21 protein-coding genes are annotated in these 25,680 nt (G+C 45.2%); 20 read left to right on the forward strand and 1 reads right to left on the reverse strand.

The window, feature by feature from the left end; translation table 11 throughout:
• The first annotated feature begins 83 nt into the window (after positions 1 to 83).
• From JSY36_RS00585 to JSY36_RS00680, 20 genes are all read left to right on the forward strand, one after another.
• Entirely contained in the window at positions 84 to 2,498 is a 2,415-nt protein-coding gene (locus JSY36_RS00585; protein WP_205164819.1) for a DNA translocase FtsK, read from the forward strand.
• A gap of 311 nt (positions 2,499 to 2,809) precedes the next feature.
• The gene (locus JSY36_RS00590) at positions 2,810 to 3,529 is read left to right on the forward strand and encodes a GntR family transcriptional regulator (protein ID WP_122897049.1); all 720 of its coding nucleotides are present in this window, start codon (positions 2,810 to 2,812) and stop codon (positions 3,527 to 3,529) included.
• 186 nt (positions 3,530 to 3,715) lie between these two features.
• Positions 3,716 to 5,008, forward strand: coding sequence for an EF-P 5-aminopentanol modification-associated protein YfmF (gene yfmF, locus JSY36_RS00595; RefSeq protein ID WP_205164820.1), 1,293 nt, complete (start codon positions 3,716 to 3,718; stop codon positions 5,006 to 5,008).
• Positions 5,001 to 6,296 (forward strand): EF-P 5-aminopentanol modification-associated protein YfmH, encoded by a 1,296-nt coding sequence (gene yfmH / locus JSY36_RS00600; protein WP_122897047.1) that lies wholly within the window; start codon positions 5,001 to 5,003, stop codon positions 6,294 to 6,296. The genes yfmF and yfmH overlap by 8 nt, the downstream gene beginning before the upstream one ends.
• Before the next feature lies 1 nt (position 6,297).
• On the forward strand, positions 6,298 to 7,023 hold the full coding sequence (ymfI, locus tag JSY36_RS00605) for an elongation factor P 5-aminopentanone reductase (protein WP_336511414.1): 726 nt from the start codon (positions 6,298 to 6,300) through the stop codon (positions 7,021 to 7,023).
• 75 nt (positions 7,024 to 7,098) lie between these two features.
• Positions 7,099 to 7,347: a DUF3243 domain-containing protein gene (locus JSY36_RS00610; RefSeq protein WP_122897045.1), complete on the forward strand. Its 249-nt coding sequence runs from the start codon at positions 7,099 to 7,101 to the stop codon at positions 7,345 to 7,347.
• A gap of 198 nt (positions 7,348 to 7,545) precedes the next feature.
• Complete coding sequence (locus JSY36_RS00615) at positions 7,546 to 8,319, forward strand: DUF3388 domain-containing protein (RefSeq protein WP_122897044.1); 774 nt, start codon at positions 7,546 to 7,548, stop codon at positions 8,317 to 8,319.
• Positions 8,320 to 8,336: 17 nt separating this feature from the next.
• The gene (locus tag JSY36_RS00620) at positions 8,337 to 9,224 is read left to right on the forward strand and encodes a helix-turn-helix domain-containing protein (RefSeq protein ID WP_205164822.1); all 888 of its coding nucleotides are present in this window, start codon (positions 8,337 to 8,339) and stop codon (positions 9,222 to 9,224) included.
• A 144-nt stretch (positions 9,225 to 9,368) separates the two neighbouring features.
• Complete coding sequence (gene pgsA, locus JSY36_RS00625; protein WP_122897042.1) at positions 9,369 to 9,947, forward strand: CDP-diacylglycerol--glycerol-3-phosphate 3-phosphatidyltransferase; 579 nt, start codon at positions 9,369 to 9,371, stop codon at positions 9,945 to 9,947.
• An 18-nt stretch (positions 9,948 to 9,965) separates the two neighbouring features.
• A complete protein-coding gene (locus JSY36_RS00630; protein ID WP_205164823.1) occupies positions 9,966 to 11,192 on the forward strand; it encodes a competence/damage-inducible protein A in 1,227 nt (408 codons plus the stop codon).
• Entirely contained in the window at positions 11,192 to 12,799 is a 1,608-nt protein-coding gene (locus JSY36_RS00635) for a DEAD/DEAH box helicase (protein WP_236784348.1), read from the forward strand. Before JSY36_RS00630 ends, JSY36_RS00635 begins: the two co-directional genes overlap by 1 nt.
• 411 nt (positions 12,800 to 13,210) lie before the next feature.
• Complete coding sequence (locus tag JSY36_RS00640) at positions 13,211 to 13,543, forward strand: hypothetical protein (RefSeq protein WP_122897040.1); 333 nt, start codon at positions 13,211 to 13,213, stop codon at positions 13,541 to 13,543.
• A 258-nt stretch (positions 13,544 to 13,801) separates the two neighbouring features.
• On the forward strand, positions 13,802 to 14,860 hold the full coding sequence (gene recA / locus JSY36_RS00645; RefSeq protein WP_205164824.1) for a recombinase RecA: 1,059 nt from the start codon (positions 13,802 to 13,804) through the stop codon (positions 14,858 to 14,860).
• 555 nt (positions 14,861 to 15,415) lie between these two features.
• Positions 15,416 to 16,984, forward strand: a complete 1,569-nt coding sequence (gene rny / locus JSY36_RS00650; RefSeq protein WP_205164825.1) for a ribonuclease Y — start codon at positions 15,416 to 15,418, stop codon at positions 16,982 to 16,984.
• Between the two features lie 101 nt (positions 16,985 to 17,085).
• On the forward strand, positions 17,086 to 17,880 hold the full coding sequence (locus JSY36_RS00655) for a TIGR00282 family metallophosphoesterase (RefSeq protein WP_205164826.1): 795 nt from the start codon (positions 17,086 to 17,088) through the stop codon (positions 17,878 to 17,880).
• Positions 17,881 to 18,101: 221 nt separating this feature from the next.
• The gene (locus JSY36_RS00660) at positions 18,102 to 18,362 is read left to right on the forward strand and encodes a stage V sporulation protein S (protein WP_122897036.1); all 261 of its coding nucleotides are present in this window, start codon (positions 18,102 to 18,104) and stop codon (positions 18,360 to 18,362) included.
• A 380-nt stretch (positions 18,363 to 18,742) separates the two neighbouring features.
• Positions 18,743 to 20,485 carry a 2-oxoacid:acceptor oxidoreductase subunit alpha gene (locus JSY36_RS00665; protein ID WP_205164827.1) on the forward strand — a complete coding sequence of 581 codons (1,743 nt, stop codon included), beginning with the start codon at positions 18,743 to 18,745 and terminating at the stop codon, positions 20,483 to 20,485.
• A gap of 1 nt (position 20,486) precedes the next feature.
• A complete protein-coding gene (locus JSY36_RS00670; protein ID WP_122897034.1) occupies positions 20,487 to 21,353 on the forward strand; it encodes a 2-oxoacid:ferredoxin oxidoreductase subunit beta in 867 nt (288 codons plus the stop codon).
• A gap of 224 nt (positions 21,354 to 21,577) precedes the next feature.
• Positions 21,578 to 22,618 carry an L-threonine 3-dehydrogenase gene (tdh, locus tag JSY36_RS00675; RefSeq protein ID WP_205164828.1) on the forward strand — a complete coding sequence of 347 codons (1,041 nt, stop codon included), beginning with the start codon at positions 21,578 to 21,580 and terminating at the stop codon, positions 22,616 to 22,618.
• Between the two features lie 48 nt (positions 22,619 to 22,666).
• Entirely contained in the window at positions 22,667 to 23,842 is a 1,176-nt protein-coding gene (locus JSY36_RS00680; RefSeq protein ID WP_205164829.1) for a glycine C-acetyltransferase, read from the forward strand.
• Between the two features lie 126 nt (positions 23,843 to 23,968).
• On the opposite strand, the gene JSY36_RS00685 is transcribed toward JSY36_RS00680, so the two are convergent.
• Complete coding sequence (locus JSY36_RS00685) at positions 23,969 to 25,282, reverse strand: C40 family peptidase (RefSeq protein WP_205164830.1); 1,314 nt, start codon at positions 25,280 to 25,282, stop codon at positions 23,969 to 23,971.
• Between the last annotated feature and the right edge of the window lie 398 nt (positions 25,283 to 25,680).

A 25,680-nucleotide genomic window follows, 5' to 3' on the forward strand; every position in this document is an offset into this window, starting at 1 on the left:
TGACAAAATAAGACAAAGGCTTTTCATACAAGGTTCTCGAATAGTACATGAAGAGAGCCTTTACATAAGTTGAGGTGTTGTAAATGACAAAAAGAAAACGAAAAAAACAAAAATGGAAATCCCAGCTCACATACGAACTTGCAGGTGTTTTTCTCCTTGTCATATCCACCGTGGCATTTGCGCGGCTCGGATTTGCCGGAGAAGGCATCGTCCAGCTGTTCAGGTTTGTTCTTGGAGACTGGCATACGATTCTGACGATCGGGCTTCTTCTTCTATCCTTTTATTTTATGATCAAACGAAAATGGCCCACGTTCTGGACGAGACGAATGACCGGTATGTACGTATTGGTTTTTGCCATCGCTTTACTTACCCACGTACGGTTGTTTGAAGCCCTCGCCGAAGCCGAAGCGTTTACAGACCGTTCTGTTATTATGAATACGTACTATCTCTTTATGATGCAGCTCAGCGGTGATGCAGCCATTGAAAGCCTTGGCGGGGGGATGGTCGGAGCTCTGGGTTTCAGTATGACCCACTTTTTGTTTGCATCCGGCGGAACCATCGCTTTTTCAATCGGTCTGATTATTGCAGCCATCATACTGATTACAGGGCGGTCGGTTACAGATGTACTTAAAAAGGGTACAGACAGGGTAATCGATTCTCTGAAAAAAATGTTCACTTCTCTCGGAGCCTGGCTCATTGAGAGCTTTCATTCCATGAAAGAGGCGGTAAACGAGAGACGAAAAGCGTTAAAACAGGAAGCAGAGGAAAAGAAAAAAGCCGGTAAAAAGCCCGAAGCCCCTCAAACGTCCATTGCTCCCGAACCTGTATCTTCAGGCAGCGATCAACCGGAGGAAGAGCCGATTATTTACGACTTTTCAACAAAAGCGTACGAAGACGGATCAGGGCTGCAGGACTCTTCCGAAGGTACAGCACCTCTTTCTTCAAAGACTCCTTCAAGTGAAGACCCGCAGGCTAAAAAGCCCATACCTGATGAAGAGGAAGAAGAAGCGGTTCCTGTTCCTACTGCTTCTCTTGCGGTCATCTCAAGAGAGAACGAAAACTATGAGCTCCCGGACAGCGGGCTTTTAAACAATCCGAAAAAGACAAATCAGACGAAAGAGCATCACCTTCTTTCGAAAAATGCCCGGAAGCTGGAGCAGACTCTTGAAAGCTTCGGAGTAAAAGCAAGAGTCACAGAAGTTCATCTCGGTCCGTCGGTGACGAAATACGAAGTGTACCCGTCTGCCGGTGTAAAAGTAAGCAAGATCGTAAACCTTAGTGATGACCTTGCTCTGGCACTGGCTGCCAAGGATATCCGTATTGAAGCGCCGATTCCGGGAAAATCAGCAATCGGGATTGAAGTTCCAAATCAGGAAGTGTCTCTGGTGACCCTGAAAGAAGTGCTTGAAGCAAAACAGATGCTTGATTCCGATAACCCTCTCGCTATCGGTCTTGGCCGTAACATATCAGGGGAAGCCGTTATTGCAGAGCTCAATAAAATGCCCCACCTTCTTGTTGCAGGGGCAACAGGAAGCGGGAAAAGTGTATGTATAAACGGAATCGTCGTAAGTATTCTGATGCGAAGCAAGCCCCACGAAGTAAAGCTGATGATGATCGACCCGAAAATGGTTGAGCTGAATGTATACAACGGCATACCACATCTTCTTTCACCGGTAGTGACGGACCCGAAAAAAGCATCACAGGCCCTTAAAAAAGTTGTATCTGAAATGGAAAGACGCTATGAACTTTTTGCAGATTCAGGTACAAGGAACATTGAAGGGTACAATGCCTACATGAAAAGAGAAAATGCGAAGAGGCCTGAAGAGGATCACCATCCGTACCTGCCGTTTATCGTCGTTATCGTCGATGAGCTTGCAGACCTTATGATGGTCGCCTCTTCAGACGTGGAAGACTCCATTACACGTCTTGCCCAGATGGCCCGGGCTGCAGGTATTCACTTGATTATTGCCACACAGCGACCGTCTGTGGATGTTATTACAGGTGTAATCAAAGCAAACATACCATCCAGAATTGCTTTTGGGGTATCCAGTCAGACTGACTCCAGAACAATCCTGGATATGAACGGTGCAGAAAAGCTTCTCGGACGGGGAGACATGCTGTTCATTCCTGTGGGAGCATCCAAACCTACAAGAATACAAGGTGCTTTCCTAAGTGATGATGAAGTTGAGCGGATTGTAAACTTCTGTATTGAACAGCAGAAGGCACAGTACGCAGAAGAAATGATTCCTCAGGAAGGGGAGCAGGAATCCCATGGGGCCGTTGAGGATGATCTGTATGATGAAGCAGTCCAGCTCATCACAGAAATGCAGACCGCTTCGGTATCCATGCTTCAAAGGCGCTTTCGTATCGGTTACACGAGAGCCGCCCGACTTATTGATGAAATGGAGGTCCGCGGTGTAGTGGGACCCTACGAAGGAAGCAAGCCGAGGGAAGTACTCGTCGCTAAAGGACAGGACGACCAGGTGTCAAACGGTTAGGAGAAAGGCTGTTTTATTCAGAGGGAGTCCCCCTTTGATAAAGCAGCTTTTTTTATCCCGTTTCGCGAGTGCACGACCCTCCTGCAAGGAGCAACGAGCAGTTACACCACGAATAAGCTGCGAGGTGCTTCGACGTACATATCTGCGTAGCGTGGAAGAAACAGGCATAAACCTCTTGGCAGCTCGCCGTCACCACCGCGGAAAGCGCTTTTAAAAATGCTAGTGTAATTCCAGGTTTCGTGATAAAGTTAATTTAGTGATTTCTGTTCTGCGAAAAAAGAGAGATATATGGGTGTAAGGGGAGTGGATTTATGATTAAGTCCGACCATCGGCCGCTTTATTTGCAGGTCATTGACCGGATAAAAGACGACATTGACAAAGGTCATTACGAACCAGGGGAGAGACTGCCATCAGAGTTCGGCCTGTCCAAACAGCTTGGTGTAAGCCGGGCTACATTAAGAGAAGCATTAAGAATGCTTGAAGATGAAAGCGTAATTATAAGAAGACACGGAGTGGGAACTTTCGTAAATTCGAAACCGCTGTTCACCTCGGGTATTGAAGAGCTCAACAGTGTAACCGATATGATTAAAACAAGCAACATGGAGCCCGGCACCATCTTTTTATCTTCAACTGTGCAGCCGGCATCAGAAGATGACTGCGTCAGATTTAACGATCTTAATCTTAAGGAGATCATCGTAATCGAGCGTGTTCGTACTGCTGACGGGAAACCGGTTGTCTACTGCCTGGACAAGCTTCCGAAAAGGCTGCTGCCTGATTATGTTTCCCATAAGGAAGAGTCGATTTTTAACCAGCTTGAATCCTCGGGTACGTCAATCAGTTATGCTCATACACAAATCGAGCCGGTCGGGTTTCACGAGAAAGTATCTGAGATCCTTGAATGTGAACCGGAAACGTCACTTTTAACACTGAAGCAGATGCATTTCAATCTGCAGGAGACGCCTGTTCTCTATTCCATTAACTACTTCAGAGCTGATAAGTTTAAATTTCATGTTATTAGAAAACGTGTATAAGCTGATGAAAGAACGCCGGAATATCCGATTATTCTGCGTTCTTTTTTTTCATGCTTTAATTGAGTGGAATATTTTGCATAAGCGATGTCTTTTTCGCTACAATCAGTGTATAAAGGAAAAAGAAAGGTATCCTAATAAAGAAGCATAAAGGACTTATATGCAACGGAAATTAAAGGAGGGTTTCAAATGGAAGCAGTAAATGTCAATCAGTTTACAGAAGGCCCTGTATGTGTCCATGTAATTCAGTCAAAAACGTATAAAACAAATACGCTTGTGTTACATATCCGGGCTCCTCTCACGAAGGAAGATCACACGAAACGAGCCTTACTTCCCCTTGTTATGCAAAGCGGATCAAAAGACTATCCTACAAGGCAGAAAATCCGCCAATCCCTTGATGAATTGTACGGGGCGTCCCTTACAGGAGATGTGAATAAAAAAGGTGAAAACCATCTTATTTCCTTCAGACTTGAAGTCGCTAATGAGCGCTATTTAAAAGATAATACGCCTCTTCTGGAAGAAGCGTTTAAAATGATGACATCGGTTGTTGCAAATCCCCTCGTTGAAGATGGCGGGTTTAAAGACAGCATACTGACAAGCGAGAAAAGAAACTTAAAGCAGCGTATTGAAAGCGTATACGATGATAAAATCCGTTACGCCAACATGAGGCTGAACGAGGAAATGTGCAAAGATGAACCTTACGGGCTGTTTGTCTACGGCAATGCCGGTGAACTTGATGAAATTACGCCTGCTGCCCTTTATGATTATTATAAAAAAATTATGCAAGAAGACGTTCTGGACCTCTATGTAGTGGGAGATGTGGAAGTGGATGAGATTAAAAAGCTCGTCCAGGCGCATCTTGCTTTTCCCGAGCGTAAAGACCAGACAACATCCTCTGCTGAAAAAGAAAAAACCCGCACCACAGAGGAAAATGAAATCATCGAACAGCAGGATCTCAAACAAGGGAAGCTTCACCTTGGTTACCGTACAAATATTACGTATCAGGATGACGAATATTTTGCACTTCAATTGTTTAACGGGCTGTTCGGCGGATTTTCCCATTCCAAACTTTTCATTAACGTCCGTGAAAAGGCAAGCCTTGCGTATTATGCAGCATCCAGGGTAGAAAGCCATAAAGGTCTTTTAATGGTCATGAGCGGGATTGAAACGTCCAACTATGACAAAGCCGTAAGAATCATCCGTGAGCAGATGGAAGCGATGAAGAACGGAGACTTCGATGATGCACAGCTCGAACAGACAAAAGCAGTCCTTAAAAACCAGCTTCTTGAAACAATGGATGCACCCAGAGGACTCGTTGAGCTGATGTATCATAACGAACTTGGAGAGAAAAAGCGGGAACTTGATGAATGGATCCCGGGCATTGAAAAAGTAACAAAGGAAGATGTCGTTTCGGTGGCAGAGAAAATTGAACTCGATACTATTTACTTCCTAAAAGGAACGGAGGATGATTCCGGTGAATAAACAGACTTTTGACCAGCTCAATGAAACGCTTTATTACGAACAGCTTGATAATGGACTGGACGTTTATATTCTTCCGAAGGCAGGGTTTAATAAGTCCTTCGCCACGTTTACAACAAAGTACGGCTCCATTGACAACCATTTCATCCCTCTGGGTAAAAAAGATGCACTAAAAGTTCCTGACGGCATTGCCCACTTCCTTGAGCACAAGCTTTTTGAAGATGAAGACGGAGATGTATTTCAGCTCTTCAGTAAACAAGGGGCATCCGCCAATGCATTTACGAGCTTTACCAGGACAGCCTATTTGTTCTCAAGCACCTCGAGTGTGGAGCAAAACCTGAAAACCCTGTTGGACTTTGTGCAGAAGCCATACTTTACCGAAGAGAGTGTGGAAAAGGAAAAAGGAATTATCGGACAGGAAATCAAAATGTACGATGATAATCCTGACTGGCGCGGCTATTTTGGCCTGATCAGTAATCTGTATGAATACCACCCGGTGAAAATTGATATTGCCGGAACCATTGAATCAATCAATGAGGTCACAAAAGACCTCCTCTACACGTGCTATGAGACGTTTTACCATCCGAACAACATGCTTCTTTTTATCGTAGGCAATGTAGATCCTGAAGAAATGATGAAGCTTGTAAAAGAAAATCAGGCTGCTAAAGAGTTTTCCAAGCCTGAAAAAATTGACCGGTTCTTTGAAGCTGAGCCTCCTGAGGTTGATCAAGCGTCACAGGAAATTGCCATGAACGTGAAAACGGGTAAATGCCTCGTTGGCTTTAAGGACCGTTCTCCTGACCGTCAGGGAGAGGCTTTATTAAAGCATGAGCTTTCCATAAACATTCTTCTTGAAATGATGTTCGGTCCAAGCTCGGAGAATTATGAAACACTGTACGAAGAAGGCCTGATTGATGACACCTTCTCCTTTGATTATTCGGGAGAGCTTGGCTTTGGATTTTCTGTTATCGGCGGGGATACATCAAAACCCGATGAACTGTCAGATCGGATCAAATCCATGGTGGAGGAATTCGTGAAACGTGAGCTGCATGAAGAGACGATGGAAAGCATCAGAAAGAAAAAAATCGGCTACTTCCTGAAGTCCCTTAATTCTCCTGAATATATTGCCAACCAGTTTACCCGTTATCAATTTAATGATATGAACCTGTTTGATGTGATCCCTACACTGGAGTCTATTACAATTGAGGATTTAAATGCAGCCATGGCCGAACATTTTAAAACGGATACCCAGTACAGCAAGTGTCTTGTCAAGCCAAAAGGGGACAGCTGATGTGCCTTTAGCATTTGTAACCGGGGCAAGCGGAGCAATTGGCCAGGCGATTGCGGTGACGCTTGCCCAAAAAGGGTATTCCCTTGTACTTCACTATAACAGGAATAAAGAAGGAGCTTTGAAAACAGCTGAGCGGGCTGTGCTGGCCGGGGGGAGCGAGCCTGTACTTATCCAGGGAGACCTGACCGAACCTGAATCTTTGAGGGACATTTCGGAAAAAGTACGGGGAACGCCTGACGTCATTGTCCACAACAGCGGGAAAAGCTATACCGGCCTTGTTCAGGACTTTGGCCAAAAGGACTTGGAACAGGCACTGCAGCTTGGTCTTATTGCCCCCTATCAGATCACAAATGCATTTTTGCCGGGCATGCTGAGCCGAAAGTCAGGAAAAATCATTGTCATTTCCTCCGTCTGGGGACTGACAGGTGCTTCCTGTGAGGTGCTGTACTCCATGATTAAAGGCGGACTCAATTCATACGTTAAAGCACTGGCAAAAGAACTGGGGCCTTCCGGCATACAGGTTAACGGCGTGGCTCCCGGTCTGATCAGCACAGCGATGAACGATGGCCTCACACAAGAAGAGTCTGCAGCACTTGTGGAGGATATTCCGGCCGGGCGCCCGGGAACGCCTGAAGAAGTAGCTGAAGCCGTATCCTACCTGGCGTCCCCCGGTGCTGCTTATGTAAGCGGCCATATCCTGAGTGTGAACGGCGCATGGCACTGTTAAAGATTCTCCCTTTATGTATAGTTCTTCTTCACCTAAGAAAAACTATAGGAGAAATAAATAAAGGGAGGGTACACCATGAGTGTCTTAGACAACTGGGATCAATGGAAACACTTTTTAGGTGATCGTTTGGAGCAGGGTAAACACGAAGGGATGAACAATCAGGTCGTTTCTGAAGTGGCTTATCAAGTCGGAGAGTACCTGGCTGAACAAGTCGAGCCTAAAAACGAGCAGGAAGCTGTTCTTGCAGATATGTGGCGCGTTGCCTCTGAAGAAGAGCAGCATGCGATTGCCAACATGATGGTAAAACTTGTACAGGAAAAATAATCGTACAAATGGTGTCGCCTCCAGGCGGCACTTTTGTCGTTTTACCTGTTTTTTTTGTAAAAGGGGTACTCTGTGAAAAAAATGTAGGTCTAAAGGTGAAACTTTCCAATGTACCTCTTTTAAAGATGAAAAAAATACTTTATGATAATAGAATGAAAGCTCAGATTTTTGAGGAGCGCAGATGAGAGGAGCACATGCATGGAAAAAAAAGAGTGGTACCTCGAATATCAAATACATGAAAACCGCCCCGGTCTGTTAGGGGAGATTGCTTCTCTTCTCGGGATGCTCCGTATCAATATTGTGACGATTAACGGCGTTGAGCACAGAAGACGGGGCATGCTGATCCGCAGTGAAAGTGACGAAGCCATCCAGCGGCTGAAATTCATTCTTGAAACAATGGATATTATTACCCTCAGAAAGATCCGTGAACCTAAACTCAGAGACCGCCTGGCCGTGCGCCACGGCCGGTATATTGAACGTGATGAAGATGAAAAGAAAACGTTTCGCTTCGTCCGGGATGAGCTTGGTGTCCTTGTGGATTTTATGGCGGAATTGTTTAAAAAAGACGGACACCGGCTGGTCGGTATCAGAGGGATGCCGCGAGTGGGAAAAACCGAGTCGGTGGTTGCTGCGAGTGTTTGTGCCAGCAAACGCTGGTCCTTTCTTTCATCCACCCTTTTAAGGCAGACCATCCGTAGCCAGCTGGCTGACGATGAGTTTTCCGAAAATCATATCTATATTATTGACGGTATTGTCTCCACCATGAGGGCCTCTGAAAAGCACCGTATGCTTGTTTCTGAAATTATGCGGCTGCCTGCCACAAAAGTAGTTGAACACCCGGATATCTTTGTCAGGGAAACAGAGTATTCACTCGAGGATTTTGATTATATTATTGAACTAAGAAGCGATGAATCTGAAGAAATTACATATGACGCTGTAGATTCCGGTTTTTCATCCTTTGATATCAGTTAGTATGGAAGGTGTTAGCATTGTCAGAATTAGGATTACGTCTTAAATCAGCCCGGGAAGAGCGCGGGCTTTCTCTTGAAGAAATGCAAGTTAGAACCAAAATTCAAAAACGCTATCTGATTGCCATTGAAGAAGGAGCATTTGACCGCCTGCCGGGGGAATTTTATGCAAGAGCCTTCGTGAAAAGCTACGCAGAATCAGTAGGGCTTGATCCGGAGCTTCTTTTTGACGAACACAAAGATGAACTGCCCCGGTCCAGAAAAGAACCAACCGAGCTGCCGCCCCGGGTGAGCCGGAAAAAAAGCACAGAAACAAAACCGGCACCGGTGAAAAAAAATTCAAGATTTTCATCGCTTATTTCGACCCTGGTCGTGGCATTTATTATCATCGTTTTTATTGTCGTACTCTGGCTTTTTAACCTGGACTTTGAAGATTCAGGTGCTGTTCCGCGGGACAGTGAGACACCTGGAGATTTTGATGAAAGCGGAGCTCCTGTTGATGAGGAGGAAGAGCCGGAAACCGGTGTGGAATCTCAGGAAGATGGAACTGAAGAAGACGAAGAGGAAGCCGAGTCTGAGCCGGATCCTCAGGAAGAGGAGCTTGAGATCACTGAAGGAAGCATTAATGGTAATCAGTCTGAATTATTTGTGTCCGGTTCAGGGGAATATGAGGTACTTCTGGAATTCACGGCAAACAGCTGGACTGTTGTACAAATAGACGGAGAAGAAGTGGATCAGAGTACCTACAGCAGCGGTGATGACCTTTCTTATGAACTGAGCGCCGGACAGGAACTCTTCATTTATACAGGTAATGCCTACGGTATTGATCTCACGATTAATGATGAACCGGTAGAGTTTCCCCAGGAACGTGATGTACAGCGCCTGACAATCTCATTCGAGGATGAATAAAACAATTTTGCTGCTCCTTTGTGAGCAGCGTTTTGTTTTTCCGAAGTATTATTCGCATTCCTTGGTTTAGTTTGGTAAAATTGAAAAAGATTCTAGAGGTGGAAACCAGGAAGTTGATTGCCAGTTTTACAAAGGAGGCTCAACATGAACGTACCAAATCAAATAACAATCTCCAGAATTTTTCTGATTCCTTTATTTATGATCTTCCTGCTCATTCCCTTTGACTGGGGTGTATGGTATATCCTCGGAGCAGAAATTCCAGTAAGTCACTTTGTGGCCGCCCTCATCTTTATCATCGCAGCATCAACAGACTGGCTGGATGGCTACTATGCACGGAAATTTAACCTTGTAACCAATATGGGGAAATTTTTAGATCCATTGGCAGACAAGCTGTTAATCACTGCAGCATTTGTTTCACTTGTTGAATTGGGGATGTTTCCTGCTTGGGCAGCGATCCTGATTTTAAGCCGTGAATTTGCTGTTACAGGTCTCAGACTCGTTGCAGCAGCGGACGGGGATGTTATTGCTGCAAGTAACTGGGGAAAGTGGAAGACAGTGAGCCAGATCGTCGCTGCATCAGCAATTATGCTACATAATATGATTTTTGAAGCGCTCAACATCCCATTTGATACAATTATGATCTATATTGCCGTCATTTTAACCGTCTTTTCCGGTTGGGATTATTTTGTAAAAAACAAACATGTGTTATCAAAATCCACATAATAAAGCAGGAGGAACTGAATGAATGCAGAAGTGATTGCTGTTGGTTCAGAACTATTGCTCGGTCAAATTACCAATTCAAACGCCCGTTTTCTGTCTGAAAAAATGACAGGCCTTGGCATCAACGTGTATTACCATACCACTGTAGGCGATAACCGGGAACGTCTTACTGAAGCGATCCGGGTCGCCAGCGGGCGGGCGGATCTGGTAATCATGACAGGAGGTCTCGGCCCGACGAAAGACGACCTGACCAAAGAAACTTTAGCAGAGTACCTTGATAAAGAGCTCGTTATAGATGGACAGACTTTAGATGTGATTACCCGTTTTTTTGAAAAGCGCAGGCAGCCTATGACAGCGAACAATAAAAAACAGGCTCAGGTGATCAAAGGATCCCATGTCTTTAAAAATAATCACGGACTTGCCTGTGGCATGGTGACCGATACAACTCCTTCATTTCTCCTTCTTCCGGGCCCGCCAAAAGAAATGTATCCGATGGTGGAAGAAGAAGTGATTCCCTATTTAGCAGGAAAGGGAGGCTCCGGGGTTGAGATTACCTCGAGGGTATTACGGTTCTTCGGAATCGGCGAGTCTGCACTTGCGGATATGTTTGACGATCTTATCGAGAATCAGGAAAATCCTACCATTGCCCCCCTTGCTTCAGGCGGGGAAGTGACCCTGAGGCTGACGGCTAAAGGAGCCAGTCTGTCAAATAAAAAAGCTCTTGATGAACTGGAATCAACGATCCTTTCTTCTGTGAACGACTTTTTTTACGGTTATGGAAACGATCCCCTTTCAAAGGTAGCTGCAGAGAAGCTTAAATCAAGCAACATGACCATTGCATCTGCCGAAAGTCTGACCGGGGGATTGTTTGGTGAATGGATGACAGAGCATTCCGGGGCTTCTTCCTTTTATAATGGCGGCGTAATTTGTTATGATGCTAAAGTGAAACAAAACGTCCTCAATGTAAAAGAGGAGACCGTCCGTAACTATGGTACTGTGAGTGCTGAATGTGCAGAAGAGCTTGCTGTAAATGTAAAAGCAGTTCTCGGTTCAGACATCGGGATCAGTTTCACAGGTGTAGCCGGCCCCCATTCCCTGGAAAACAAGGAACCGGGAATCGTGTTTTTAGGTATCTCTACTCCGTCAGGCACGAAAAGTTACCCTCTGAACCTTGCGGGGAGCCGTGCCCAGATCCGTGAACGGGCAGCCATGTACGGATGTTTTTACTTACTTAGAGAATTGAACTAATGAAAGAGTTAAAGGTGGATGAGAAGTATATGAAATTCGAAGATTTTCAAATATCTGAGCCGATTAGAAAAGCGATTAAAGATATGGGCTTTGAAGCTCCGTCCCCGATACAGGAAAAAGTCATTCCTGTTATCCTTGATGGCAACGATGTCATAGGTCAGGCTCAGACGGGAACGGGTAAAACTGCGGCTTTTGGTATTCCATTAATTGAAAAAGTTACACCTGCGAATCACGTACAGGCTATTATTCTCACGCCGACAAGAGAGCTTGCCATTCAGGTTGCAGGAGAACTGCAGAAGCTTTCAAAACATAAACAGGTCAGGACTCTTCCAATTTACGGAGGGCAGTCAATCGGACACCAGATTAAAGCTCTTAAACGAGGCGTTCATGTCGTTGTCGGAACCCCGGGACGGGTTCTTGACCACCTCAACCGTAAAACGCTGAAGCTCTCCGACATTCATACATTTATTCTGGATGAAGCAGATGAAATGCTTGACATGGGCTTTATTGAAGACATTGAAAAAGTGCTTAAAATGGTAAACAGAGACCGGCAGATGATGCTTTTCTCTGCTACGATGCCGCCTCCGATCCGTAAGCTTTCAAACAAGTATATGAACCAGCCAAAGCAGGTGACGATCAGCAAGGGGGAAGTGACGGCTCCTTCCATTTCACAGGTTTACTATAAGGTTCTTGAAAAAAACAAGCTCGAATCTCTCTGCCGTGTTATCGACAGTGAACACATCGAACTCGGGATTATCTTCTGCCGCACCAAAAAAGGTGTAGCCGAGCTCACTGAGGCTCTCCAGGCGAGAGGGTATATGGCAGACGGCCTTCACGGTGATCTGACACAGTCCCAGCGAGACGGGGTTATGCGTAAATTCAGAGACTCAAACATTGAGTTTCTTGTGGCAACAGACGTTGCAGCGCGGGGTCTTGATGTTGAAAACGTCTCACATGTTATTAACTATGATATCCCGCAGGATCCTGAAAGCTATGTTCACCGTATCGGACGTACCGGCCGTGCCGGCAGGGAAGGACTTGCTTTAACTCTCGTAACACCGAGAGAGATGAAGCACCTTCGTTCAATCGAACTGGAGATTAAAATGACGATTCCATCCCAGAACCTTCCTTCAATTGAAGAAGTAGTGGAAAAACAGCAGGAATCTTGGAAGAAACAGATTATTGATCTGATGGAACAGCATGATGAAACGGATCTTTACGAATCAATCGTAACCGACCTTCTTCAGGAATATCCTGCTGAAAAAGTTGTCACCTCCCTGTTTAAACTCGCTTTTTACGGCCATGATAACCTGTCCGATGAAACCTATAACTTCGGTGATACAGGTGCACAAAAAGGAATGACGCGTTTCTTTATAAATGTAGGGCGCAACGTTGATCTTACTCCGAAGAAGCTTGTTGAAGAAGTAGCTGACCTGGCAGGAATTCCCGGACGTACAATCGGGAAGATCGATATTTTTGAAAACTTCACGTTCATTGAAGTTCCTGAAGAAGCGGCCCCGTTTGTATATGAAGCAATTAAGTATTCCCGTCTGAACGGAGCACGAGTAAATCTAGAACCAGCCAAACCGCGTCCAAAACGACGCTGATGACATGAGAAGCTGTTCCAAAACCCTTTGGAACAGCTTCCTGTTTTTTTGTTCCGGAGCGACCCCGCAGGGTGCAAATGCTGCTTTATGAATAAACAGCAGGCTGAGTATACTCCTGAACCGCCCGCGGAAAGTGAAATGAGTGCAAATCAACACCTGAATTTAAAGAAGCCTGTTAGCAAAAAAGGGACTTTTATCAGTGGCCTCCTCACGGGCGAGGAGGTTTGCCCGCACCACCGAGGAAAGCATAGGGCACGCAGGCTTTATCTGCTAGTACCGGGTTAATAAGAAAATATCAACAACACAAACTTGTTTAGTTACTTTTCTGATAAAAATAGTCGGAAATAGTTCCAAATCGATTCCGTCTCCCTTATACTGGTTACAAGAACATTTCGTAAAGGGGAGTCGGGTATGAAGATCTGGATTATAACAGGCACCTCCCTCATGATTATTTTCGCATCTGCATCTGTATACTGGCATCTTACTGGTGCTCCTTGGACCCATTCCGCAGCCAAAAACCATGCGTCCTCTTTTATAGCAACTGAATACAGTCTTGAGGAAGACAGTCTCACACCGGTATCTTCTTTATATTCAAGGAGCCAGGGGCGATATGCGGTAAAATTAAAAGATCAAAATGACAATGTGTATGAAGCAGCAGTGAGAATGGAGAGTCCGACAAAAGCCGGGCTGACATTTGATGTAACGGGACAGTATGACTCCTTTGGAACGGCCTACTGTCACTAAATGAAAACTGCCGGAATTATTCTGTTCCCCGTTATCCGGGCTTCTTTTGAAGTCAGAGGGTAATGGGGAAAATTATACAAGAGCAGCTTGTGCGCGAACAGCGAGGGTAACCGCATGTTTTATATATAAATCTCCTGATCTAAAAAAATGCGAACGAATGTTTGCAAAAAGCTTGGCAAATATCTCAAAAGAAGTTAAAATAGGATTATGAACTGAAACGGCTCGACAGATTGTAGAGAGCCAAAAGGAGAGGTTAGAATGTCAGACCGCAAACAAGCGTTGGATATGGCCCTGCGCCAGATTGAAAAACAGTTTGGTAAAGGCTCGATCATGAAATTAGGGGAACAGGCAGAACAGCGGGTTTCCACTGTATCCAGTGGTACACTTGCATTAGATATAGCTCTTGGGGTAGGCGGCTACCCGAAAGGAAGAGTAGTAGAAATTTACGGACCGGAATCATCAGGTAAAACAACGGTTGCTCTTCATGCGATTGCAGAGATTCAGCGTCAGGGAGGACAGGCTGCCTTTATTGATGCGGAGCATGCACTCGATCCGATTTACGCTCAAAATCTTGGCGTTAATATCGATGAGCTTCTTCTTTCACAACCGGATACAGGTGAGCAGGCTCTTGAAATCGCTGAAGCACTTGTCCGGAGCGGCGCGGTTGATATGATCGTTGTCGACTCAGTTGCGGCACTTGTTCCGAAAGCAGAGATTGAAGGTGAGATGGGAGACAGCCACGTTGGTCTTCAGGCACGTCTTATGTCCCAGGCTCTCCGAAAGCTTTCCGGAGCGGTTAACAAATCCAAAACCATCGCCGTGTTTATTAACCAGATCCGTGAAAAAGTCGGTGTTATGTTCGGTAACCCTGAAACGACGCCAGGCGGACGTGCCCTGAAATTTTACTCGTCCGTAAGACTGGAAGTCCGTCGTGCAGAGGCGTTAAAGCAAGGGAACGACATGGTCGGGAATAAAACGAAAATCAAGATTGTTAAGAATAAAGTAGCGCCTCCGTTCAGAACTGCTGAAGTAGACATTATGTACGGCGAAGGAATTTCCAGGGAAGGTTCGATTCTTGACATCGGGTCTGATCTTGACATCGTTCAAAAGAGTGGTGCCTGGTATTCCTATAACGAGGACCGACTGGGCCAGGGACGTGAAAATGCAAAACAGTTCCTGAAGGAAAACTCTGATATTACGGAAATCATTGAAAACCGTATCCGCGAGTATCATGGTTTACTTGAACCTCAGGAAGTACCACCCGGGGAAGCTGATTTCGAAGGAGAAAAAGAAGATCTTCCGCTCGATTTGAAGTAATTTCAATGAACCGGTACTGCCGGATTTCTTAAAGAGGCTGACTGAGAAGGGAAAAAGACCTTCTTCAGACAGCCTTTTTACATACCCGGCTTTACATTCCCCCTATGATAAAGGTCAATGGAAATTTATTAAATGGAGAGAATCCGCCACGACCCTGTGGGGACAGCGTGTTCCCGAAAGACTCAGAGACTGTCCGCGGAAAGTATACTAACCAGAACCAAAGCCAAAGTTAACTGAGTCAGAAATTTAAACGATCGTTTAAATTTTACGAGGGGCAAGTTGACATATTTTCCATCAAAACCCAAGGATCTATGGGAAAGGAGCGGATATTTTCAACAGCCTTCGGTGAATAAATTCTTTGATAACCAATCCTACCAATGCTTGACAATGGCCGTTTTGGAACATACAATTAAAAAGAATACTGCCTTACCACATACTCAATTTGTTAAGTATTACCTGTGCTGGATGTGCGCTAATACCGAACCATTAAAAATGACACGTATCAACATCAAAAAACGAAACACAACAAGAATAGCATGAGGAGGTGAATCAGTCATGATTGACAACATTTTTGTTCTCATCCTCATTTTGCTAGTCACTGCAGCAATTAGTGTCGTCATCGGATACTTCGTACGTAAATCCATTGCAGAAGCCAAGATTTCCAGTGCGGAACAACTGGCAAAACAGACCATCGAAGAAGCAAAGCGAGAAGCGGAATCAAGCAAAAAAGAAGCGATTCTTGAAGCGAAAGATGAAGCTCATAAACTCCGTATCGAATCCGAGCGTGAAGCACGGGAACGCCGAAATGATATTTCGAAGACGGAAAACCGCTTAGTACAAAAAGAAGAAGTATTAGACCGTAAAAGTGAAACCTTGGACAAAAAAGAAGATTCTTTGGAAAAACGCGAAGAAGAGCTGGTCAGACGCCAGCAGAATATCGACGAGATGAATAGCAAAGTTGAGGAGTTGCTTCAAAAGCAACAGGATGAACTCGCAAGGATTTCAGGCTTCACAAAAGATGAAGCCAGAGATATTATCATGAAGTCCGTTGAAGATGAATTAAGCCATGAAAAAGCGATTATGATCAAAGAGGCAGTCACCAATGCCAAAAATGAAGCTGATAAAAAAGCAAAAGAAATTCTTTCGGTGGCGATTCAGCGTTGTGCAGCAGACCATGTAGCAGAAACAACTGTAAGTGTGGTTTCCCTGCCAAACGATGAAATGAAAGGGCGAATTATCGGCCGTGAAGGACGGAACATCCGTGCTCTCGAAACACTGACCGGTATTGACCTGATCATTGATGATACACCGGAAGCCGTTATTTTGTCAGGCTTTGATCCAATCCGCCGTGAAATCGCAAAAACGACTCTTGAAAAACTCGTTCAGGACGGACGTATTCACCCTGCCCGTATTGAGGAAATGGTGGAGAAATCCCGCCGCGAAGTAGATGAGCTGATTCGGGAGTACGGTGAACAAACCACCTTTGAAGTTGGTATCCACGGACTCCATCCGGACCTCATTAAAATCCTTGGACGTCTTAAATTCCGTACAAGTTACGGACAGAACGTTCTCAAGCATTCAATGGAGGTTTCCTACCTTACAGGCTTAATGGCCAGTGAGCTTGGAGAAGACGTGACACTGGCGAAACGGGCTGGATTGCTGCACGATATCGGAAAAGCGATTGACCATGAAGTTGAGGGAAGCCACGTTGAAATCGGGGTGGAACTCGGCACGAAATACAAAGAACATCCAGTTGTCATTAACAGTATTGCATCGCATCACGGAGATACGGAACCGACGTCTGTTATTGCTTCCCTTGTGGCGGCAGCTGATGCTTTATCAGCAGCCAGACCAGGAGCAAGACGCGAGACGCTTGAGACGTATATTAAACGCCTTGAAAAACTTGAAGAGATCTCCGAATCCTTTGAGGGTGTTGAAAAAACCTTTGCCATACAGGCAGGACGGGAAGTTCGTATCATGGTCAGACCTGATTCCATCAACGATGATGAATCTTACAAGCTGGCCAGAGAAATTACTAAAAAAATCGAAGACGAGCTCGATTATCCCGGCCACATTAAGGTGACCGTAATTCGTGAGACGAGGGCAGTTGAGTATGCAAAATAAAGTGGCTTTTGCCACTTTATTTTTATTATACGGACATTTTGAGGCCAAGACAGGCTATGATAGTAAAAAACGCAACAAGAATACAAAGGAGTTTTCGTGTTATGAAAGTATTGTTTATTGGAGACGTCGTCGGATCACCGGGAAGACATATGCTGAAGGAATATTTGAAAAAACTTAAGACAAAGTACCGTCCGGATGTCACGGTAGTCAATGGGGAAAATGCAGCAGCAGGAAAAGGGATTACTGAAAAGGTCTACCATGAAATCAAGGAAGCAGGAGCGGATATCGTCACGCTTGGAAACCATACATGGGATAAAAAAGAGATCTTTGACTTCATTGAAGATAAAGATGATATGATCAGACCTGCCAATTTCCCAAGAAGCAATCCCGGACGGGGGATTACATATAAAAAAGTGGGAGGGAACACCCTCGCTGTGATCAGCCTCCAGGGACGGACGTTTATGCCTCCTATTGACTGTCCCTTTGAACGGGCAGATGAACTTGTGGAAGAAGCCGCAGCAAACACACGGTTTATATTTGTTGATTTTCATGCTGAAGCCACAAGCGAAAAGCAGGCAATGGGCTGGTATCTGGATGGCAGGGCGTCTGTTGTAGCAGGTACGCACACTCATGTACAGACGGCAGATAACAGGGTGCTTCCTGAAGGTACAGGATTTATTACTGACGCAGGGATGACAGGACCTTATGACGGGATCCTTGGGGTTGAGAAAGAAGCTGTCCTTCATAAGTTCACAACAAACCTTCCAACGAGGTTTGAAGTTACGAAAGGGCGGGAACAGTTAAACGGAGTGTTCGTATCGCTAAATAAACAGACCGGTCATGCCGAATCCATCAAGCGGATCATGATTAACGAAGATCAGCCGTTTTTCGACTAAACTTCCTATGTACCGTCAATTCTTTCCGGAGGAATATATTTATAGGTTTTGAATATATACCAAATGAGGTAAATGAATGGGTATAGTGAAAAGTCTCCTGCAAACCGAATAACGAACATCATGATCACAGAGACAGAAGGATTTAGTTTTAAAATGGCAATATGTTCGTTATTTTCACTACTATCAATCAGTCCTATAAATCATCCTAAGGAGGTCCTAAAGTGGAAGTATTAAAAGTTTCAGCAAAATCCAACCCTAACTCTGTAGCCGGCGCTCTGGCAGGCGTGATCCGGGAACGGGGATCAGCCGAAATCCAGGCCATCGGAGCAGGTGCATTAAATCAATCGGTTAAAGCCATAGCCATTGCAAGAGGCTTCGTTGCTCCAAGTGGAATCGATCTAATCTGTATACCAGCCTTTACCGATATCCTGATTGACGGGGACGAACGGACAGCAATTAAGTTAATTATTGAACCTCGCTAAGAGTACAACTGCCTGACAGATGATGTCAGGCAGTTTTTTTATTTCCTGACAATCCTTCAATGTTCGACCGGAAGCCGTAAAAACCGACATCATTACCGATCACGGCATGATGTGCAGAACGATTTATACATTGGAAGGACGAGAGATTTTTATTTAAGAGAAATAAAAATGTGATACAATATAAGAAGTTTATGAAAGTATCCACTATTTTACAGGGATAAGTCTGTAACTCTACATATGTGGATTAAACGATACTGACTGGAACTGACCGAAGTCAGAAGACAGAAGACAGAAGACAACATGTGCGGCATAAAAAACTCAAAAACAAGGCTGCACGATGGCTTAATAAAAGACGGACGTTTTTAAAGGGGTGCAGGAAGATGATGAAACAATTATCTTGGAAAGTAGGCGGACAGCAGGGGGAAGGGATCGAGAGTACCGGAGAGATTTTCTCCATGGCTTTAAACCGCCTTGGTTATTATCTGTATGGCTACCGTCACTTTTCATCACGCATTAAAGGCGGCCACACGAATAATAAAATCCGTGTGAGCACGACACCAATGAACGCAATCAGTGATGATCTGAATATCCTTGTGGCATTCGATCAGGAGACGATCGACTTGAACCATCATGAGCTGGTTGATGGCGGTGTGATTATTGCTGACAGTAAATTTAACCCTTTGAAACCAGATGGGGCAAAAGCAAGCCTTTTTTCTATTCCATTTACAGAGATCGCCAACGAACTTGGTACTTCTCTTATGAAAAACATGGTGGCTGTGGGAGCTTCAAGTGCGCTTCTCGGAGTTAAGCCGGAAGACTTCTCAAGTGTAGTGAAACAAATTTTCTCCAGAAAAGGAGAAGCCGTAGTTGAAAAAAACATGCAGGCCATTAAGAAAGGCATGGATTATTTTAATAAAGAAGCAAAAGACGAGGCCCTGGATTTCCGTCTGGAACCGGTAGAAATGAAAGGACGTATGTTCATGATCGGCAACGATGCCATCGCTCTCGGAGCTCTGGCCGGAGGTGCCCGTTTTATGCCTGCATACCCGATTACTCCTGCGTCTGAAATCATGGAATACCTGATTAAAAAGCTGCCTGAGTATGGGGGTACCGTTATACAGACTGAAGATGAAATTGCCGCATGTACGATGGCGATCGGAGCCAACTACGCAGGGGTCCGATCCCTGACCGCCTCTGCAGGTCCGGGGTTGTCGCTTATGATGGAATCGATCGGCCTGTCCGGAATTACTGAAACTCCTCTTGTAATAGTAGATACCCAGCGGGGAGGACCAAGTACGGGGCTGCCCACGAAACAGGAACAATCCGATATTATGGCAATGATTTATGGGACTCATGGCGAGATTCCGAAAATCGTCATGGCACCTTCGACAGTAGAAGAAGCATTCTACGACACAATCGAAGCATTCAATCTGGCAGAAGAATACCAGTGCCCGGTTATTCTTGTGTCTGATCTGGCCCTCTCACTTGGGAAGCAGACCGTTGAACCTCTGGACTACGATAAAATCGAAATCCGCAGAGGGAAGTTTGATCCGTCGGAAGAGCTTCCGGAACTTGAGAAGAATGTTTACTACAAACGCTATGAAGAAGCGGAAGACGGCATTTCAAAACGTGTTATTCCGGGAATGAAAAACGCCATCCACCACGTGACAGGTGTAGAACATAACGAGCAGGGCAAACCTTCTGAAAGTCCTGATAACCGTAAGATCCAGATGGATAAAAGGCTCAGAAAGCTCGCCAATTTGGCTGAAAACTTTAAGACACCTGTATATAAAGATGAAAGACACGAAGAGGCAGATCTCCTTATTGTCGGGTTTAACTCAACCCGGGGAACCATTCAGGAAGTCATGCCCCGCCTGGAAAATGACGGATTAAAAGTGAATCATGCCCATGTCCGTCTTCTTCATCCTTTTCCGAAAGAACAAGTCAAAGAGATGATTGACCGGGCAAAGCAGGTTGTTGTGATCGAAAATAACGCAACAGGCCAGCTCGCCCAGCTCATCAAAATGGAAGTGGGCCAGGATAAACTTAAAACCCTGAATAAGTATGACGGCAATCCGTTCCTGCCGCAGGAAGTCTATCAATCATGCAAGGAGTTGTTATAGGATGGCAACATTTAAAGATTTCAGAAACAACGTTAAGCCAAACTGGTGTCCCGGATGCGGTGACTTTTCCGTTCAGGCAGCCATTCAGCGAGCGGCAGCAAGCGCAGGTCTGACACCTGAAAACCTGGCTGTTGTAAGTGGCATCGGCTGTTCCGGACGTATCAGCGGATACATTAACTCCTATGGCTTTCACGGTATTCACGGACGTTCTCTCCCGATCGCACAAGGTGTAAAAATGGCGAACCGTGAATTAACGGTCATTGCATCCGGTGGGGATGGCGACGGTTTTGCCATAGGTATGGGTCATACGATTCATGCAATCAGGAGAAATATCGATGTTACCTACATCGTAATGGATAACCAGATTTACGGTCTTACAAAAGGTCAGACATCCCCGCGAAGTGACATGGGATTCAAAACGAAAAGTACACCGGGCGGTTCAATTGAGTCGGCATTGAATGTGATGGAAATGGCGTTATCTGCCGGCGGAACCTTCGTTGCGCAGAGCTTCTCCACGGATTTAAAGGAGCTCACCTCCATTATCGAACAAGGGATCGCACATAAAGGCTTTTCGTTAATTAATGTATTCAGCCCGTGTGTGACATTCAATAAAGTGAATACTTACGACTGGTTTAAAGAAAACATTACGAAGCTTTCAACAATTGAGGGGTACGACCCCTCCGACCGCGGGATGGCAATGAATACACTCATGAAACATAACGGCCTGGTGACGGGACTGATCTACCAGAATAAAGAGAAGCCTTCCTATGAACAGCTGGTGGATGGCTTTAAAGATGAAGCACTTGCAAGTCAGCCTTTGGAGCTTAAAAAAGATAAATTCGACCAGCTTGTCAATGAATTTATGTAGACACAAAACAAGACGCCTGTTTGTTTAAAGGCGTCTTTCTTTTGTCTGAAAAGCCGGATAAAAGGGTACTATTTTACAAAATCTAGTATGTATCAAAAATAATTTCAAAGAAATTTTTCAGCGCGTTCAAGTGTCCATGTCTGGCGGACAGTTCTGTTTACGCGTTCAGACGGGCCGTGATAAAATGAACGTGATATAAAGTGAATAAGAGGGGTGTAGATGTTATGGAAGGAACAATGAAAGCAATTGTAAAACCGGAAAGAGCCCCTGGGGCGAAACTTGATACGGTTTTGATCCCGACAATAAATGATAGTGAAGTACTGATACAAGTAAAGGCAACGTCCATATGCGGTACAGATGTTCATATATATGCATGGGATGAATGGTCACAGAGCCGGGTAAATCCACCTTACGTCTTCGGTCATGAGTTTGCCGGCGTCGTTGTTGAAAAAGGCAGCAATGTAACAAATGTAGAAGTTGGAGACCACGTAAGTGCTGAAACCCACATTGTTTGTGGTGAATGCAAACAGTGTCTTACGGGTCAGGCACATATCTGTGCAAACACCCAGATTATCGGAGTTGACAGAGACGGCTGTTTTGCAGAATATGTAGCACTTCCGGCTGTGAATCTGTGGAAAAACGATCCTGAGCTTCCTTTTGATGTTGCCAGTGTACAGGAGCCCTTCGGAAACGGTGTACATACTGTTTTAGCAGGAGATGTTGCCGGGAAAACCGTTGCTGTCATTGGCTGCGGACCGATTGGTATTATGGCGGTAGGTGTGGCAAAGGCATGTGGTGCCTCCCAGGTTATTGCCTTTGATTTAAACGAATACCGGCTCGATCTTGCCACAAAAATGGGGGCCACAGCCGTTGTAAACTCCATGAATGAAGATCCACTGGAGGTTGTAAACCGGCTCACCGGCGGAGAAGGTGTCGACGTTGTCTGTGAAATGAGCGGACATCCTATCGCCATGAATCAGGGGTTTAAAATGGTTACCAACGGCGGGCGCGTTTCGATTCTCAGCCTTCCGGTACGCCCTGTAGAAATTGATGTAACAAATGATATTGTCTTCAAGGGTATTACAGTTCAGGGGATTACAGGACGAAAAATGTATGAAACGTGGCAGCAGGTTTCCGGTCTGTTAAGCTCCGGTCAAGTAGATGTAAAACCGATGATTACGCACCATTTCCCTCTCGAAGAATTCGAAAAAGGATTTAACCTTATGATTGAAGGAAAATGCGGGAAAGTCGTACTTCACCCTTAGAACACGGTAATAATGAAGGAATCTGATACACTAAATGGAGGGGTTTTTGTGAAGGGATTTGAATATTTACAAGAAGAGCTCGATTCAATGAAAGCAGAGGGTGTTTTCCGCTCCCTGGTGCCGCTTGAGTCCGATCAGGGGGCAAAAGTGGTGATTAATGGGAAAGAAGTCATTCAGCTTTCTTCCAACAACTATCTTGGTCTTACCACACACCCGAAGATGAAGCAGGCAGCGATTGAAGCCGTTGAGAAATACGGAGCAGGGACCGGTTCTGTCCGAACAATCGCAGGAACTTTTTCACTTCACGAGGAATTTGAGAAAAAGCTTGCAGAATTTAAGCACACTGAAGCGACACTCGTACTGCAATCAGGCTTTACAGCAAATCAGGCGATTTTAAGCTCCATTCTTACAAAAGAGGATGTTGTTATTTCCGATGAGCTGAACCACGCTTCGATTATTGACGGCATTCGTCTGACGAAAGCTGCCCGTAAGATTTACAAACACGTAGACCTTAAAAGTCTGGAGGAAGCGTTGAAAGAGAGCGGCGACTACCGTAAGCGCCTTGTTGTTACTGACGGCGTTTTCAGTATGGACGGGAACATTGCTCCTCTACCGGAAATTGTTGAGCTTTGTGAAAAATACGACGCTCTTGTTATGGTTGATGATGCCCACGCAAGTGGTGTTCTGGGCCGGAACGGACGGGGCACAGTGGACCATTTTGACCTGAACGGCCGCGTTCACATCCAGGTAGGTACGTTAAGTAAAGCGATTGGTGTCCTTGGAGGATATGTGGCAAGTACCCAGTCTGTCCGAGACTACCTCATTCACAAAGGGCGTCCATTCTTATTCAGCACATCCCATCCTCCAGCGGTAACTGCGGCATGCTCAGCGGCAATTGATGTCCTGCTTGAAGAGCCGGAGCTGATTGACCGTCTGTGGGAAAACACGAAGTTCTTTAAAAAAGGTCTTCAGAATCTTGGCTTTGATACAGGAAGAAGTGATACTCCTGTTACACCAGTTGTTGTCGGCGATGAAGCAAAAGCTCACCAGCTGTCAGACAAGCTCCTTGAATACGGCGTATTTGCACAGGGAATTGCATTCCCGACCGTTGCAAAAGGCCAGGCACGCGTTCGTACAATCGTAACTGCGGAGCACACCAAGGAAGTATTACAGGAAGCTCTCGATGCATTTGAAAAAGCAGGGAAAGAATTAAATATCATCTAATATTAAAACCCGGACATAGGCGAGCTTCCCTTGTCCGGGTTTATTTGTGTCTCGTTTTTAATCAACCATAATAATATTATGTAACCAACGCAGGATCAGAAGAGTGAAATCTCCCAAGCCATCAGGTTAATCGTATCGTCTTGCTCCGAGATAATTTTCCGAGAAGAATTCATCGTATTCAAGGTGACGCGTTGTCACCCCTGAAGACGCGCTCGCAAACAAGGCAAGGTCATGGCCTGTATAAAGAGCAGCCAGGTAACTGTTTGTTCCTTCAAAAAACAGAACATCCCCGATTTCAAGGTCATCCCTCTCCACGGGGGAACCGCTGTTCCACTGATCTTCAGCCCTCTGCGGCAGTGTTATTCCAAGACTTTTCCTGTATACATGCCGGACAAAACCCGGTGTCGTAAAGTCTTCACTGAACAGGTGGGAAGCTGCTTCTTGCACGACGGGGTGCTCATGATTGAGACTCATATCATCGTAGCGTCTGATACCGGTAAATGCATCGTCCCAGTATTCATTCAGGTATGAAACCTGTGTCATTCCTTCAGTGCGGCTCGCATGAATCATAAAATTCCCTCCTGCATAGATGCCTGTATGGTTAACGTCCCAATCACTGCGCGGGTCGTCTTCATCCCCATCAGCACCCGCAAAGAACAGAACATCCCCAGGTTTAAGGTCTTTTTTGTCAATTTCTTCACCAAGCTCGTATTGGTCTTTCGTCACTCTTGGCAAGTAAATGTCTGAGCTTTCCCTGAAAACATCCTGTATGAAAAAAGAGCAGTCAAACCCATTCAGCGTATTCCCTCCAAAAATATAGGGCGTATCCAGGTACTGGACAGCTTCTCTCACAGCTGGATGGGAGTGTTCTGTATACGTACCTGGATGCAGGCCCTGCATTTCTTCTTTTGTAAGCCGTTTTCCCCCAATAAAATGCCTGCTCCAAAAGGTGTCTCTTGCAAGAGACACCTTTTCTACGCCGTTGGTGCTGGAAACGGTAAGAAACTCTCCGTTCCCCGTGTATATCCCGCTCATAACCGTTTCTGCTTCAAAAAACACGAGATCACCGGGATACAGGTCTTCTTTCTTTATTTCCTCTCCCAGGTCATGCTGGTGAGCGGCGATCCGGGGCATGCGTATTCCTGTTGATTCCTGGTACACATACTGGACAAATCCAGAAGAATTAAATCCTTCATCCGGATCGCGCCCCCCTGATAGAAAGGGGGTTCCAAGAAGGCTTTCGCCCGCTGCAAGAATGTTTTCAACATCGGGATCAAGGTCCCCGTAATCCCTTATCAAATCCCCGCTTCCGCCTGAAGCAGGCTCTGAAACATTATCATCAAACATCATCTCCCAGGGACGGAACAAAAGAACAATAAAGACAAAGATACCTGTCCAGAAAAGAAGCATCCACTTGTTACGTTTCAACCACCGAGACAAATAAATTCCCCCTTTACCGGTTTAATTGCTTTTTCTAAATGTGAAGTGAAAAAGCTTTATTACGCATTACTTTTAAATGTTTGAAAAGGGTGTATATCTTAACCTCGGTTGATGATTTCCGCTCATTGCGTTCTCTTTTAGAGCGATTCAGGATCATCCTTTGCATACATGCTTCTTCAAAACAAAACTTTAAGAATCATATTTATTTACTGGATCCTTTTAAATGAAAGGAGAATGCTGTTTCCACGCGCGGGAGCTGGAGCCGGGGGGAGGCTCCGAAATGAGAAAACATGAGATCACCGGCCACCGTGGAAATCGAGTGCATATAGACAGCATCGATATCTCCCCTTATTATCAATGTAAAACTAAAGAGCTCTTTAATTTGTCATTATTCTGTA

It is taken from the genome of Alteribacter salitolerans (assembly GCF_016901055.1).
Lineage (GTDB): Bacteria > Bacillota > Bacilli > Bacillales > Salisediminibacteriaceae > Alteribacter > Alteribacter keqinensis.

What these genes read in the sequence shown, in the direction of transcription:
- JSY36_RS00585 (WP_205164819.1), top strand. Translation starts at nt 84, where the DNA reads ATGACAAAAAGAAAACGAAAAAAACAAAAATGGAAATCCCAGCTCACA.
- JSY36_RS00590 (WP_122897049.1), top strand. Translation starts at nt 2,810, where the DNA reads ATGATTAAGTCCGACCATCGGCCGCTTTATTTGCAGGTCATTGACCGG.
- yfmF (WP_205164820.1), top strand. Translation starts at nt 3,716, where the DNA reads ATGGAAGCAGTAAATGTCAATCAGTTTACAGAAGGCCCTGTATGTGTC.
- JSY36_RS00610 (WP_122897045.1), top strand. Translation starts at nt 7,099, where the DNA reads ATGAGTGTCTTAGACAACTGGGATCAATGGAAACACTTTTTAGGTGAT.
- JSY36_RS00615 (WP_122897044.1), top strand. Translation starts at nt 7,546, where the DNA reads ATGGAAAAAAAAGAGTGGTACCTCGAATATCAAATACATGAAAACCGC.
- pgsA (WP_122897042.1), top strand. Translation starts at nt 9,369, where the DNA reads ATGAACGTACCAAATCAAATAACAATCTCCAGAATTTTTCTGATTCCT.
- JSY36_RS00630 (WP_205164823.1), top strand. Translation starts at nt 9,966, where the DNA reads ATGAATGCAGAAGTGATTGCTGTTGGTTCAGAACTATTGCTCGGTCAA.
- JSY36_RS00635 (WP_236784348.1), top strand. Translation starts at nt 11,192, where the DNA reads ATGAAAGAGTTAAAGGTGGATGAGAAGTATATGAAATTCGAAGATTTT.
- JSY36_RS00640 (WP_122897040.1), top strand. Translation starts at nt 13,211, where the DNA reads ATGAAGATCTGGATTATAACAGGCACCTCCCTCATGATTATTTTCGCA.
- recA (WP_205164824.1), top strand. Translation starts at nt 13,802, where the DNA reads ATGTCAGACCGCAAACAAGCGTTGGATATGGCCCTGCGCCAGATTGAA.
- rny (WP_205164825.1), top strand. Translation starts at nt 15,416, where the DNA reads ATGATTGACAACATTTTTGTTCTCATCCTCATTTTGCTAGTCACTGCA.
- JSY36_RS00655 (WP_205164826.1), top strand. Translation starts at nt 17,086, where the DNA reads ATGAAAGTATTGTTTATTGGAGACGTCGTCGGATCACCGGGAAGACAT.
- JSY36_RS00665 (WP_205164827.1), top strand. Translation starts at nt 18,743, where the DNA reads ATGATGAAACAATTATCTTGGAAAGTAGGCGGACAGCAGGGGGAAGGG.
- JSY36_RS00670 (WP_122897034.1), top strand. Translation starts at nt 20,487, where the DNA reads ATGGCAACATTTAAAGATTTCAGAAACAACGTTAAGCCAAACTGGTGT.
- tdh (WP_205164828.1), top strand. Translation starts at nt 21,578, where the DNA reads ATGGAAGGAACAATGAAAGCAATTGTAAAACCGGAAAGAGCCCCTGGG.